At 62.0% G+C, this 14,277-nt stretch carries 10 protein-coding genes; 8 read left to right on the forward strand and 2 right to left on the reverse strand.

What is annotated here, in order from left to right; all coding sequences use genetic code 11:
* Positions 1 to 15 precede the first annotated feature (15 nt).
* Positions 16 to 741: a LysR substrate-binding domain-containing protein gene (locus tag ACUN0E_RS26960; protein WP_445568499.1), complete on the reverse strand. Its 726-nt coding sequence runs from the start codon at positions 739 to 741 to the stop codon at positions 16 to 18.
* A 201-nt stretch (positions 742 to 942) separates the two neighbouring features.
* Here ACUN0E_RS26960 and ACUN0E_RS26965 point away from each other — a divergent pair, with 201 nt between their 5' ends.
* The 8 genes from ACUN0E_RS26965 to ACUN0E_RS27000 all read left to right on the forward strand — a co-directional run bounded on the left by ACUN0E_RS26965 (position 943) and on the right by ACUN0E_RS27000 (position 12,278).
* On the forward strand, positions 943 to 3,252 hold the full coding sequence (locus ACUN0E_RS26965) for a putative bifunctional diguanylate cyclase/phosphodiesterase (RefSeq protein ID WP_445568500.1): 2,310 nt from the start codon (positions 943 to 945) through the stop codon (positions 3,250 to 3,252).
* A 242-nt stretch (positions 3,253 to 3,494) separates the two neighbouring features.
* The gene (locus ACUN0E_RS26970; protein WP_408227379.1) at positions 3,495 to 3,683 is read left to right on the forward strand and encodes a hypothetical protein; all 189 of its coding nucleotides are present in this window, start codon (positions 3,495 to 3,497) and stop codon (positions 3,681 to 3,683) included.
* Positions 3,684 to 3,869: 186 nt separating this feature from the next.
* The gene (locus ACUN0E_RS26975) at positions 3,870 to 5,270 is read left to right on the forward strand and encodes an FAD-containing oxidoreductase (RefSeq protein WP_445568501.1); all 1,401 of its coding nucleotides are present in this window, start codon (positions 3,870 to 3,872) and stop codon (positions 5,268 to 5,270) included.
* A 148-nt stretch (positions 5,271 to 5,418) separates the two neighbouring features.
* Positions 5,419 to 5,736, forward strand: coding sequence for a hypothetical protein (locus ACUN0E_RS26980; RefSeq protein ID WP_408227373.1), 318 nt, complete (start codon positions 5,419 to 5,421; stop codon positions 5,734 to 5,736).
* 120 nt (positions 5,737 to 5,856) lie between these two features.
* Entirely contained in the window at positions 5,857 to 6,243 is a 387-nt protein-coding gene (locus ACUN0E_RS26985; protein WP_408519297.1) for a DUF488 domain-containing protein, read from the forward strand.
* Positions 6,244 to 6,899: 656 nt separating this feature from the next.
* Complete coding sequence (locus ACUN0E_RS26990) at positions 6,900 to 10,844, forward strand: autotransporter outer membrane beta-barrel domain-containing protein (RefSeq protein WP_445568502.1); 3,945 nt, start codon at positions 6,900 to 6,902, stop codon at positions 10,842 to 10,844.
* Positions 10,845 to 11,116: 272 nt separating this feature from the next.
* Positions 11,117 to 11,692: a TMEM175 family protein gene (locus ACUN0E_RS26995; protein WP_445568503.1), complete on the forward strand. Its 576-nt coding sequence runs from the start codon at positions 11,117 to 11,119 to the stop codon at positions 11,690 to 11,692.
* Positions 11,693 to 11,789: 97 nt separating this feature from the next.
* Complete coding sequence (locus ACUN0E_RS27000; RefSeq protein WP_445568504.1) at positions 11,790 to 12,278, forward strand: metallophosphoesterase family protein; 489 nt, start codon at positions 11,790 to 11,792, stop codon at positions 12,276 to 12,278.
* Between the two features lie 143 nt (positions 12,279 to 12,421).
* Here the strand turns inward: ACUN0E_RS27000 and proP are convergent, their stop codons facing one another.
* A complete protein-coding gene (gene proP / locus ACUN0E_RS27005) occupies positions 12,422 to 13,924 on the reverse strand; it encodes a glycine betaine/L-proline transporter ProP (protein WP_408333395.1) in 1,503 nt (500 codons plus the stop codon).
* Positions 13,925 to 14,277: the final 353 nt, after the last annotated feature.

Raw genomic sequence — 14,277 nt, forward strand, 5'->3', positions numbered from 1 at the left:
AGCCGTCGCTCCTCTTCAGTACGCCGCGTTCAAAAACGCCGAACTAACCGCGCGCAAGGTCTCCTGCGAGCGCGGGTCGCTAAGCCGCGTATGCAGCACCACTTTCGAGTTTGGCAGCGGCGGCAAGCCGAGTTGCTCGCCGACCTCGACCGTTCCCGCCGGCGCCACGCGCTGCGCCAGCGCGGCCACGGCGAGCCCGGCGCTCACTGCCGCGCCAACGGCCATCACGCCGCCGCCGACGAACACCTCGGTCCACGTAATCCCGGCAGCATCGAGCGCGTCTGTGGCAATCGCCCGAATCCCACACGGCGCGGCGAGCGTCGCCAGCTTCAGCGGCTGCCCCTCGCGATGTTGCCAGCCCGGCGCCGCGAACCAGCCTAGCCGCTCCTCCGCCAGCAGTTGCCCATCGCGGCGATCACCCTCGCGACGGCCGATCGCCGCGTCGATTTCACCCCGCTCGAACCAGGCAAGTACGTCGCGTGACGCAGCAATGCGTACCTCGATGACGAGCAACGGATCGTAAGCCGCGAGCCGCCCCAGCAACACCGGCAGATTGGGCCCCGCCACGTGGTCGCTGATGCCGAGCTTGAGCCGGCGTTCCGGCGCATCGGTAGTCTCCGCCAGCGCTCGCTCATGAGCGAGCGGTGTGTCTAACAGCAGGATGAGCGAAACTGGTTCGACAGCGACGCTGGCGGCCTCTTCTCCGTCAGCGCCGCTCGATGCCCGGGTGGCGCTGGCCACCCACCTGACAGGGCTCGCGCTGACGGCCGGTGCAATCGTGGGATTCGCCGTATTAATGGTGCTGTCGCTTCATTGGCTGAATAGATAGCTGGACGGCCGTGCACTTCGCCCTATGCATCGCGATTAAAGTGCGCCGGTCTCGCGTAAACCCCGGTGCGCCGCGTACACTAACTTGCCGATGTGGGGTTAGGGGGCGCACAAATGACACGCGATGCGACGTCAGATACGACGATGGGAGCAACGCCTGAGGGCACCCGCTACCGGCCAAATCTGGCCGAGGGTGTGCTGGCGTCGGAGCGTACGGTGTTGCGGCTGATTACCCGCAATACCCCGCTGCCGGAATTGCTCGATGAAGTATGCCGCCGCGCGGAAGCGCTGCTCGGCGACGGTGCGTCCTGTTCGATCCTGTTGCTGGATGCCGACGGCGTGCACGCGAGAGTGGGTGGCGCGCCTTCGCTGCCGGCGCACTTCAGCGCCGCGATCGACGGCGCCGCGATTGGCCCAGGGGTAGGGTCCTGCGGCACCGCGATGTACGAGCGGCGCATGGTCGCCGTCGAAGATATCGAAACCGATCCGCTGTGGGCCGATTTCCGGCACCTTGCGTTGCCGATCGGCTTGCGCGCGTGCTGGTCGGTGCCATTTGAAAACGATGCCGGCACGGTGCTGGGCGCGTTCGCGGTCTACCATCGCACGTCGCGCCGGCCGAGTGCCGAAGAAGAGGCGATGCTCCACGACATCAGCCACAGTGTCGGTCTCGCCGTTCATCAGGACGTTATGGCGCAACGCCTCGCGCACAGCGAGGAGCATCACCGGCTGGTCGTCGACCATCTCAACGAAGGCATCGTCGTGCAGTCGCGCGAGGGCGTGGTGCTGGCCTGCAATCCGAGTGCGCAACGCATTCTGCGGGCGAACACCGATCTGATCGGCCAGGACATTCTGACGGTCATGGTGCGCGCGTATCACGAGGACGGCTCCGCCGTCACCGAGGCAGATCGTCCGACCGCTCAGGTGCTTGCAACCGGCACACCCATGCTTGGCATCACGATCGGTCTGGAGCTGACCGACGGCGAGGTCATCTGGATTACGGAGAATGTCGTGCCGATCATCAAGCCGGGCGACAGCGAACCCGGTTCGGTGCTGATCTCGTTTACCGACATCGGGCCGGTGCGCGAGGCGCAACGGCAGCTCAAGTTTCTGGCCACTCACGATCCGCTCACCGGTCTCTACAACCGCGCCTACCTGGCCGAGCGGATGCGCGATCTGTTTGCGCCGGGTGGGGTGGCCGGGATGGGCGAGCTGGCGCGGGTCGCCGTGCTATTCGTCGACCTGGACGGTTTCAAGAAGGTCAACGACACCGCCGGTCACGAGGCCGGGGATGCGCTTCTATGCAGCGTGGCGGAGCGGTTGTCGGCGTGTGTCGCGCGGAACGACACGCTCGCGCGCGTGGGCGGCGACGAGTTCGTGATCGTGGTCTGCGCTTACGAAAACACCGGTCATCTGATCGCGCTCGCCCAGCGCATTCTCGACATGATCGCGGTGCCGTTCGCGGTGGCGGACAACGAGTACTACATGGGTGCGTCGATCGGCATCAGTCTGTTTCCCGAAGACGGCCAGGACGTGCCCACGCTGATGCGCAATGCCGACTCGGCGATGTACCACGCGAAACAATGCGGGCGTAACAATTTTCAGTTCTTCACGGTCGAGCTGAATCAGCATCTGCAACGCCGCTTCATGATCGAGCAGGCGTTGCGGCGTGCGCTCGCTACCAACGAACTGAGCCTCGTGTATCAGCCGATCGTCGACAGCCAGTGCGGCCGCACGATCGGCGCCGAAGCGCTGCTGCGCTGGTACAACACCGAGTTGGGCAATGTTTCGCCGGTGGAATTCATCCCCGTGGCCGAAGACGCCGGCCTGATCGTCGAGATCGGGTCCTGGGTGCTGGCGCGGGCCTGCGAGCAGGTCGCGCAATGGCGGCGCACGCTGGCGCCCGAGTTGATCGTCGCGGTGAATCTGTCGCCGCGCCAGTTCAAAAACGGGCTCGTGGAGCGGATCGAGCGTTGTCTGGAGCAGTCCGGGCTTGAGCCGGAGGCGCTGGAACTCGAGATTACCGAGCGGCTGTTGATGAGCGACAGCGACGCCGTATTGCCGATGCTGAGCGCGTTGAGCGCGATGGGCGTGCGGATTTCCGTCGACGATTTCGGTACCGGCTATTCGTCGCTGTCGTATTTGAAGCGGTTTCCGCTGCATAACCTGAAGATCGATCGTTCCTTTGTCGCGGGCTTGCCGGATCATCGCGATTCGATCGCGATCACCCAGGCGGTGGTGGCGATGGCCCATTCGCTAGGCATGAATGTCACGGCTGAAGGCGTGGAGACCGCCGAGCAGGCGGCGTTTTTGCGTGGGATCGCCTGCGACAAGCAGCAGGGGTATTTTTATAGCCGGCCGGTTGGGGCGAGTGCTTATGCGCGTAGTTTGTGTGACGCTCAGATAGGGCTGGCCGGGGCATCATGACTGTCCTGACGTTTCCGGCCACGGCCGCAGGCAGGCGCTGGCGTAGCAAACCCACTTCGCCGGGCGGGTTAATCCAGCAAACAGACCCCTCTGCCGCGGGCATCCAGACTTGATTGTTCAGTTTTGCAAACAAGTGCCTTCGCGTTCCCGGTATTTATCCGAGCCCCCTGTTTCCCTAAAATTCTCCCATCGAATATACATTCCGCGCTGCGCCGAAGCGGCCCCGCGCGATGGGAGCCGTTATGCCAGCCCTGATTCAAAACCAGCTTTATCGGCCATCGGTGATCCTGCCGATGGTCGCCCTCATGCAGGTGATGGTGTCGCAGGATTTCAACCTCGGCCAGGTCGGCTGGGTCGTCGCGACGCGCGGCGCGCAGGCCGCACTGCAACGCTCGCGTGAATTGATCTGCGCTGTGCACTGCCACGCCTGAACACAATCGGGCGCGATTTCCATTCAATCGACTGGCGCCGGTCCCCCGGCGAGACGAAAACAGATCGCACGCCGGCGCGCGGAGCTCACGGAGCGCAGCAGAATCAACGAGGAGGGGCGACAAAGGCAACACGCGGCGCTGAGGGTAAGATGCTACGACCAGCACCCCAGCCTCGGGAGATCTGCCATGCCACAGCACTTCGACGCAGTCGTGATCGGCACGGGACAAGGCGGTGCGCCGCTTGCTGTCCGTCTTGGTGAAAGCGGCCGTAAAACCGCGGTCATCGAACGCGCGGCCTTCGGCGGGACCTGTGTGAATGTCGGCTGCACGCCGACCAAGTCTTATGTGGCCAGTGCCCGCGCGGCCCACGTGGCGCGCCACGCCGCGGAGTTGGGCGTGCAGGTGAGCGGCGCGGTCAGCGTCGATCTGGCAGCGGTCAAGGCACGCAAGGACGGGATCATCGGTCAATCGCGCGATGGCGTCGAGAAATGGCTGCGCGGCGCGGATAACCTCACCGTCTTCAACGGCCACGCGCGCTTCACCGGCGCCCATACGCTCGCCATCAGCGGCCCGGACGGCGCGGTGCTCGATGAGCTCAGCGCTGACGAAATCTTCATCAATACCGGCACGCGGGCCGTTGTGCCGCCGCTCGAAGGGCTCGAGCGAATTCGCTACTACACCAATTCGAATCTGCTTGATCTCACGGAATTGCCGGACCATCTGGCGATTGTCGGCGGCAGCTATATTGCGCTCGAATTCGCGCAGATCTTTCGCCGCTTCGGCAGCCGGGTGACCGTGCTGGTGCGCGGCGAGCGCGTGCTCACGCGCGAGGATGCCGACTTTGCCGACTCCGTGCAGAAGGTGCTGGCGCGCGAAGGGGTCGAGTTTGTCTTCGGCGTGCAACCCTCGCGGGTCGAGCCGCATCCGCATCACGAGAACGAGGTGTGCATCGGCTTCGAGCAGAACATTCCCGCACTCGAGGCGTCGCACCTGCTGTTCGCCACCGGCCGCGAACCGAATACTGACGACCTCGGCCTCGACGCCGCCGGCATCGCGACGGACCGTCACGGCACGATTCCCGTCGACGGCCAGTTGCGCACCAATGTGCCGGGCATCTGGGCGATCGGCGACATCAACGGACGCGGCGCCTTTACCCACACCTCTTACGACGATTTTCATATCGTCGCGGCCAATCTGCTCGACGGCGGCGCGCGCAGCGTCGACACGCGAATCATGGCGTACGCGGTGTTCGTCGACCCGCCGCTCGCGCGCGTCGGGCTCTCGGAAGCCGATGTGCGCAAGGCCGGCCGCGACGCGCTGATCGCCACCATGCCGATGACGCGGGTAGGCCGGGCCCGCGAACGCGGCGAGACCGACGGCTTCATGAAGGTGCTGGTCGACGCGCAGAGCAGGCAGATTCTTGGCGCGGCGATCCATGGCATCGAAGGCGACGAAGCGCTGCACACGTTCATCGACATCATGACGGCCGGGGCGCCGTATCCTACCTTGCAGTACGCCATGCACATTCATCCAACCATCAGCGAACTGGTGCCGACTTTGCTCGATGGACTCAAGCCGATGAAATAGACGATGTATCCGGCGGTAAACCGGGCGACGTGACGTGTGCTGTGGGCGAAACGCGCTGCGAACCGGTTGCCGGGCAATGACCAATCGCTGAGATCACGTCGCCATAACGGGATTACACTCGAACTGGGACGTATCCTGGAGCAAAATTATGATCAATGCCGACCCCAAAAGCACTTTTCGCGGTCTTCCGTTGACCCCGGAACAGGACGCGGAAGTCAGACATTACATCAAGAAGCAGAAGCAACAGGGCGCGGAGTGGGACACGCCAGAGCTGGCGGCCATGCTTCGAGACATGCTGGAACCCCCGGGTGATGATGACGAGGAATTCGATCCCGTTTTCGACGAAACGAAAGCAGCCGCGGAACGTGCGGCGGCTTCGATCGACGAGTCGATGGACCCGATTGAAGCCAGCGAAGAGCGGAACGCGGCTATGGAAATCGAGGCCATGAAGGGCAAGAGGCGTTGAGCCTGCATGACGGAGCGACAGAACGACTGGCGAGCCGCGCTTATCGATCCGGCGATCTTGCACGGAGTAAGGACTTCGTGGTTCTATCCGGCAGCAGCCGATCAGTCATCAGGGGAAAACATGAGCATTAGCATCGTCCAGCTAGGGTCTCCGAGGGCGGCCGACGAAGGGGTGCGTATCGGTACGGTTCGGCGACCGCCGCGCGGCGTACCCCGGACGGAATTCGCCACCCGCGACTACTACGATGTGTGGCTGCCTAATCTGTCGCCTGATGCGGAGTTGGTGAAGGAAGCAAAGGCGGTCGCCAGTGACGCTGAGTGGGCCGCGTTTGCGAAAAAATTCCGGACCGAGATGAATGGCAGCGACACCAGTAAGGTGTTGGACCTGCTTGCCGCATTGTCAAAAACGACGCACTTTTCCATCGGCTGCTACTGCGAGGATGAAAGCCGGTGCCATCGCAGCATTCTTCGTCAATTGTTAAACGAGCGGGGTGCGCTGATAAGGTGATGTGTGCGTACGCGGTCGGCCTTCAGCGATGGTGTGATCGCCATCATCATCACGATCTTGTGCTCGCGTATGAACGAGCGGCAGTGAGCTTACAGTATGGTTGGCAGTTAAGCTGGCTGCTTGACACATGGCGGAATGACCGCACGCTGCGTATGCGCCTTTACGATGACCGGCGCGCATCTGGGGTATGCGGACAGGCGCAAGCGGGATAATCGCGCGCGCCTGGAACACTATTTTCCAACAGCAAATCTGCTATTCAAGCTGTGGACAAGCTGTGGATTGATTTCAATTTTTAGTTTGATGCTTAACATCACTTTTTCGGGAATTTAGCGTATCCACGCATTACGAAACCCGAGTCGATATCCACTTTTGGCATTACCGTGCCGCAGTAGAATTTCCGATAGCTTATTTTCCAAATTCATTGCCTGGTCACCATGGATTCCATGATTCAGGCTTTCAGCCGGTTCCAATCCGCGTTCCCTCCAGGGTGTCGGGCGTGTGACGGCTCGTGTATCCTCTTGCTAACAGGCCGTTCATCGAAATAATCCGTTTTGACCTGATCTGTGTGGCCTTTGAAAACAATTTCAATCATCGAAGGGACATAAATGAATCGGATCCACCGTGTCATACATGAACGCTCGTCTGATTCTATGCAAATGGCATTTGAAGCCGTCTGGCCGAAAGATAGCCATAAAACTGGTCAAACCGTCACTCACGCCACCAGGCTAATTGGCCGCGGCGGCGTCGCTGAATCTCGCGACAAACCTCTTCTCAGACCCATTAGCGCCAGCATTCTGTTAATTGGCGTCAGTGCGGCCGTCAGTACAGCACAGGCGCAAACCATTTCATTCACGACAAACTCGACCGTCGATATAGGCGATTCGACAACCTCTGTCACCAGTCTGCTGGTTAGCAATAACGTTACCGGCACGCTCAATGGAGTGGGTGGCACGCTGGTGTATTCGGGCGGTGCCTTCCGCCTCGGCGGCACGGCTAACGGCACACAGCAGACGTTAAATATGTCGGGGCTGAGTAATTTCATTTCCAGCAATGCGACGCAAGCGTTCAGTATTAGCGGGCAGATAACGGCAGTGGGCGGGTCGGGTAGCACGAGCGGTAGCATGACCCTGGCGGGCAGCAACACCATTACGGCAGCCACGTTCGGCGTGGGCGATTTCAATCGCAGCGTGTCCAATTCCGCAACTAACGTCGGAACCGTGTTGCTGGGACAAAGCAATATGATCAACGCGGATCAGATTACGATCGGGAACAACCAGGCAAGCGGCACGCTGGCCTTCCAGAGTGGGAGCAACGGCGGGACGCTCGTGCTCCGGGGAACCGATGGCAGCAGTCCGGTCGGCACCTGGAATATCGCCGTGGGCGTATCCAGCAATTACACCGGTAACAATGGCACTGTGGACCTGAGCCGAGGTTCATTGGACGCGAAGATAGGCAATCTGCTCATTGGTTCAGCTGGATATGGCTCGCAATCGGCCGTCGGCAGTTTGAGCATGGGAGCCGGCATACTCAATGCCACGTCCATTACTCTCGGCCAACGCAGCTCCACGGTTGGCGCCGGTGGCGCCCAAGGAACATTGACGATTGCCGGCGGCACCGTATTGACGCAGAGCCTGACACTCGGCGACTTCTCCGGCACCATCGGCTCGGCAACTGGCACGGTCAACCTGAACAGCGGCGCTACGCTTCGTGCCCTGTCGATTCAACCCGGTGCGGGTAGCGCAACCCGGACGATCAACTGGAACGACGGCACGCTCGGCAACTATGCCGACGGCGACAACATGACGGTGTCGGGTGCGCAGATCCGTTTGTCCGATAGCGGTACGCACACGTTCCAGATCGACGGCGCCAATGCGCTCGCAACGGTGAGTTCCACGTTGGCCAACGCGAGCGGTTCGGTGACGGGCGGGACGCTGGTCAAAGCAGGGACGGGGACGCTCGCGCTGACAGCGGCGAACACCTATAGCGGCGGCACCACAGTGACCGGCGGACTGGTCAACTTCCAGAGTCTGTCCAATCTCGGGACCGGAAATGTCACGCTCAATGGGGGAGGTCTCCAGTGGGCGAGCGGGGTCGCTGCGGATGTGTCTGGCCGCCTGAATCCGCTGGGCCAGAACGGCGGGGTTTTCGATACCAATGGCAACGACGTCACGCTCGCTACAGGCCTGACGGGAACCGGCGGCAGCCTGACCAAACAGGGCGCAGGCGTTTTGACACTGACAGGCAACAATACCTACACCGGCGGCACGGTGATTGGCGCCGGCACGCTGCAGCTCGGCAACGGGGGCCCCAGCGGCAGCATCGTGGGCAACGTGACCGATAACGGCACGTTTGTCATCGATCGCTCCGATACCGTGACCCTGCCGGGTGTGATTTCCGGAACCGGCAGTGTGAATCAGCACGGCCCGGGCACCGTCATTCTTGCCGCGGACAATACCTATACCGGTGGCACGACGATCAGCGCCGGCACACTGCAGCTCGGCAATGGCGGCGCCGGCGGGAGCCTCGTCAGTGATGTAACCGACAATGGCGCGCTTGCTTTCAACCGCAGCGATACGCTGACCTACGGCGGCGCGGTGAGCGGCACAGGTTCGCTGGAACAGGCGGGCACCGGCACCTTGATCCTGACCGGCAATAACACTTACACCGGCACCACGACGATCAGCGCCGGCACACTGCAGCTCGGCAATGGCGGCCCCAGCGGCAGCATCGCTGGCAACGTGAACAATGACGGCGCGCTGGTATTCGATCGTTCGGATAGCCTGGTTTATGACGGAACCGTCAGCGGGACCGGATCGGTTACGCAAGCGGGTAGTGGCAAGGTGGTTCTCAATGGCGTGCAGACTTACAGCGGTAACACGAATATTGTCGGCGGCACGCTGGTCATTGGCGACAGCGCGCACACCGGCGCAGAACTGGCAGGAGGCGGACAGGTCAACATCGCGGCCGGGGGCGCATTCGGCGGCTACGGGAAGGTGACGGGTCCGGTCGTCAACGACGGGCTGATTGGCGTGGGCAATGCGCTGCCGGCCCTGGCCAATGGCCCTGATGCCGTTTTTACCGTCGCCGGCAATCTCGATAACGGTGGCACGATTACCATGGTTAATGGCTTTGCTGGCGACCGCATGGCCGTGATCGGCGGCACGTACACGTCCAACGGTGGACGGCTGCTGATCGAGACCGTGCTCAATGCAGGGGGCGCAAGTTCTCAAACCGATACGCTGGCAGCCCAGTCAACTGCCGTTGGAGCAGGCGGTGCGACCAGCATCACCGTTCAACGCATAGGCGGCACGGGGGCGGTAACCGACCAGAACGGCATTCAGGTCGTGCAGGTGGCTGACCCGAGCCGCTCGGCGAGCGGTGCATTTACTCTCAATGGCCGCGTGGTAGCCGGCCCCTATGAATACCGGCTGTTTCAGGGCGGGGTGAGCGATCCTGCCGACGGTCAGTGGTACCTTCGTTCCGAGCAGCCCACGCCCACACCGACGCCCACACCGACACCGACACCGACACCGACACCGACACCGACACCGACACCGACACCGACACCGACACCGACACCGACACCGACACCGACACCGACACCGACACCGACACCGACACCGACACCGACACCGGCCAAACTACTGAGGCCTGAAGGGGGCGTCTATCTTGGCAACAAGTACGCGGCGCAAACCATGTTTCTGAATACGCTGCATGACCGCTTAGGTGAGCCTCAATTCGCCGAGCTTGATAAGCCCGACGGCAGCGCCCGGCTTGCTGATGGATGGGCGCGCGTTGTGGGCACGAGCTTGCGTAGCGACGCAGCTGGCGGTCAGCTGACTGTGAGAACGCAGGGGGAAGTGCTACAGGCGGGCGGCGACGCAGCGCAATGGTCCGTGTTGCAGAGCGGCGACCGTCTGCATCTGGGCGTGATGACCGCCTACGGCAACATGCGAACGAACTCGAGCGCGGACGGCAACCCTTTCAATGCGCATGGCACCGTGAACGGCTACGCGGTCGGCACCTACGCCACATGGTTCGCTAACGAAAAGGACCGGCTCGGCGCTTATGTCGACAGCTGGGTCCAGTACGGCAACTTCGACAATCAGGTCGAGGGCGATCTGCTGCCAGGCGAAAAGTACAGCGCGCATAGCTGGACCGGTTCGCTTGAGGCGGGCTACGCGCTGAAGCCGTTCGGTAATGATTGGGTGGTCGAGCCGCAGGGGCAACTCATCTATATCGACTACAGTGCGGGCACTCATACGGAAGTCAACGGGACTGACGTCGAGGACAACAGCTCAGGTGGGCTTGTGACCCGCCTGGGCGCACGCATCTACCGGGATTTTGCGAGAGATAGCGGCAAGACGATTCAGGCGTCGTTCGAGGCCAACTGGTGGTACACCAACCGCAAAAATGCGGTAGCGATGGACGGTGTGAACGTTCCGCTCGATGGGATTGCGAAAAGCACCGGGGAAATCAAGGCAGGGGTGCAATACCGCTTCGCTCATCGGTGGCAAACCTGGGGTAGCGTGGCGTGGGCCTTCGGCGGCAGCGATTACCAGCGTCTGACCGGTATGGCAGGCGTGAAATACGCCTGGTAACGGTTTCTTCGTGCGCCGCCAATGCAGGCCATCGCGTTTCGCGTGTTCTTCTCGCACGGCGATGCGCGGGGCGACCCGATATTGACGCGGTGGTCCGCGTTCATGAGCCGCCGCCCGCATCGACAAATCGAGTGGTCATCGCCGATAATTGCCGTCGGGCATGCCAGCGTAAGCATGCTGGCATGCTGCGCGCGGTGCTCGCGCAAGGACCACGTTCCCGGCACACGCGCATTTCCCTCTCAACCGCCGCTGCACGACCAGGAAACCAAACGATGGGCAAGGGACGTGTCGAAGCTTTCAGCGATGGCGTGATCGCCATCATCATCACGATCATGGTGCTCGAGTTGAAGGTGCCGGAAGGCTACGACCTCGCTGCGCTGCGCCCCGTGATCCCGGTGTTCTGCGCCTACGTGCTGAGTTTCATCTACGTCGGCATCTACTGGAACAATCATCATCACATGTTCCATGCCGTCCAGAAGGTCAACGGCGCGGTGCTCTGGGCCAATCTCCATCTGTTGTTCTGGCTGTCGTTGCTGCCGGCCGTCACGCATTGGATCGGCGAAAACCATCTGGCTTCGTGGCCGACCGCGCTGTACGGCGTGGTGCTGTTCATGTCGGCGATTGCCTATTTCATTCTGACCCGCGTGCTGATCCGCGAGCACGGCACGGAGTCGACGATCGCGAAAGCGCTCGGCAACGACTTCAAGGGCAAGGTCTCGGTCGTCATCTATCTGGCGGGTATCGTGCTGGCATTCGTGCAGCCGTGGCTCTCGGCTGCGCTCTATACGCTGGCTGCGGCGTGGTGGCTGGTGCCCGACCGGCGCATCGAGCACCTGATGGAAGCGTAAGCAGTTGCTTCGCGCGAAGCGGCCGGTGTGGACCTTGACGCGGGAGCTTGCCGAACAGCAGTCGGCAGACTGAGGCCGTTTGGCAGATACTGGCATCATGACTTCGCGTACCCAAAACTCCCCAGCCACTCGAATCGGCCTGATCTCCGATACGCACAACCTCGTGCGTCCTGAAGCGCTGCAGTATCTCGCAGGCTGCGATGCGATCATCCACGCGGGCGATATCTGCAATCAGGCGGTGCTCGATGCACTTGCGCAGATCGCGCCGGTCACCGCCGTGCGCGGCAATAACGACATCGACGACTGGACCGCCGAGCTGCCGACCCACGTCAAGCTCACAGTGCAACAGGTGACGATCCTCGTCGTGCATGACATCGCCGACGTGGGCGACGACCTGCGTCGTGAAGGCGTCGACGTGGTCGTGACGGGGCACTCGCATAAGCCCGCGATCAGCGAGCGCGACGGTGTGCTGTTCGTCAATCCAGGCAGTGCCGGACCGAGGCGGTTCAAGCTGCCGATTTCCGCGGGCATGCTAATTATCGAAGGCACGCATGCAAGTGCGACGTTCGATTCTCTGGTGACATAAAAAACGGGCCGGCAAAAATCTGCCGGCCCGTTTTCGGACACGCTAACGCGAATTACAGTGATTGCTTGCCGCCGCCTCGTTCGCCCCTTACGGCGGGCGCTACGGGTACGACTTCGGGCGGCCAGCTACCGCGCAACCCAGGATCAGGCACGCGCCGTAGCCGCAGCAGCGTAACCTTCATCCATCTCCGCCGCCTCACGCTCGCCGCGCAGCACCGCATGCGCTTCCGCACGCGTTGCGACACACGGACCCGAGCCGAGCAGCGGCTTGCGAGCCGTTTCACGCAGTGCGAACACCGACACGATCCCGATCAACGACGCGCCCATCAGGTAGTACGCAGGCATCATCAGATTGCCGGTGCTATTGACTAGCCATGCCGTCACGAGCGGCGTTGTCCCGCCGAACAGCGACACCGAAATGTTGAAGCCGATCGCGAGCGCACCATAACGGATCTTCGTCGGGAACAGCGCCGGCAGCGCCGACGGCATCACGCCGGTAAAGCACGACAGCAGCACGCCGAGAATCATCAGGCCGCCGAACACGGGCAGCACCGTGCCCATGCGAATCAGCAGCAGCGCGGGAATCGACAGCGCGAACAGACCCACGCAACCGAACAGCATCACCGGCTTGCGGCCGATCGTGTCGGACAGACGGCCGGCGGCCAGCGTCATCGGCATCATCAGCACCATCACGAGCAGCACGAGGAAGAGACCATGTGTTTCGTTGAAGTGCAGCGTGGCTGACAGATAGCTCGGCAGATACGAGAGCGCCATGTAATCGGTGACGTTGAAGATCAGCACGAGGCCGACGCACAGCAGAAGCGGCTTCCATTGCTGCATGAGCAACTCGCGGAACGATTGCTTCGGGAGCGCCTTGTCTTCGGCTTCACGTTGTTCTGCCTGCTTCTTGAACGCGGGCGTTTCTTCGAGCTTCATCCGGATGTAGAGGCCCACCAGACCCAACGGCCCAGCGATCAGGAACGGCACGCGCCAGCCCCAGGAGAGCAGCGCATCGTTCGACAGCGTTGCCGTCAGGACCGCGACCGTACCTGCGCCGAGCACATAGCCGATCAGTGTGCCGAACTCGAGGAAGCTGCCCATGAAGCCGCGGCGTTTGTCCGTCGAGAATTCGGCGATGAAGGTGGCGGCGCCGCCGTATTCGCCCCCCGTCGAAAAGCCTTGCACCAGGCGCGCGACCAGCAGCAACACCGGCGCGAAAATGCCGATCGTCGCGTAGCTCGGAATCAGGCCGATCGCGAAGGTGCCGAGCGCCATCATGATCATGGTCATGGCCAGCACGCGCTGACGGCCGATGCGATCGCCCAGCGGCCCGAACACCATGCCGCCGACCGGCCGCACGAGGAACGCCGCGGCAAACGTGCCGAAGGTGGCGATCAACTGGGCGGCCGGACTCGCCGACGGGAAGAACACTCGGCCGAGCGTGACAGCGATATAGCTGTACACGCCGAAATCGAACCATTCCATCGCGTTGCCGAGCGCCATGGCGCCGACGGCCCGCTTGAGGAGAGATTTGTCGACGACGGTAATGTCGTCGAGTGAGAGGCGTTGTTCTTCTTTGTGATGTCGCCAGAAGCCGTTGCTGGAAGCGGTCAAGGTGAAAACTCCAATGACTGCGACGAAACTCATGAAAACGCGCATGAACGTTCCGCCACGGGTGCTGGGGAAGTGCAGTTTCGCGAGCAGAGCGATGGCGTCTCTTTCGCCCGAGGACAAAAGAAGTGGGCGCGAAAAAGAAAATAAAACGCCCGTGCCTCGCGAACGATTCGCGAAAAAACACTCGTCTAGATTGTGCTGACTGTTGCATCTGCGTGGCCGTGGAAGGGGGGCAGATGCATGAGGACGCTGGGGTGGCTGAAAGCTGGCCCATGCGCCGCTGGAAGGCTCGAAACGAAAAAGGCCGGTGCTGGATCGCCGCTCATGGGATGAGATCCGGCGGGGAAACGACCGACAAGCCTTCTTGTATAAAAACTGTCCAATTC

It is taken from the genome of Paraburkholderia sp. D1E, assembly GCF_052682275.1.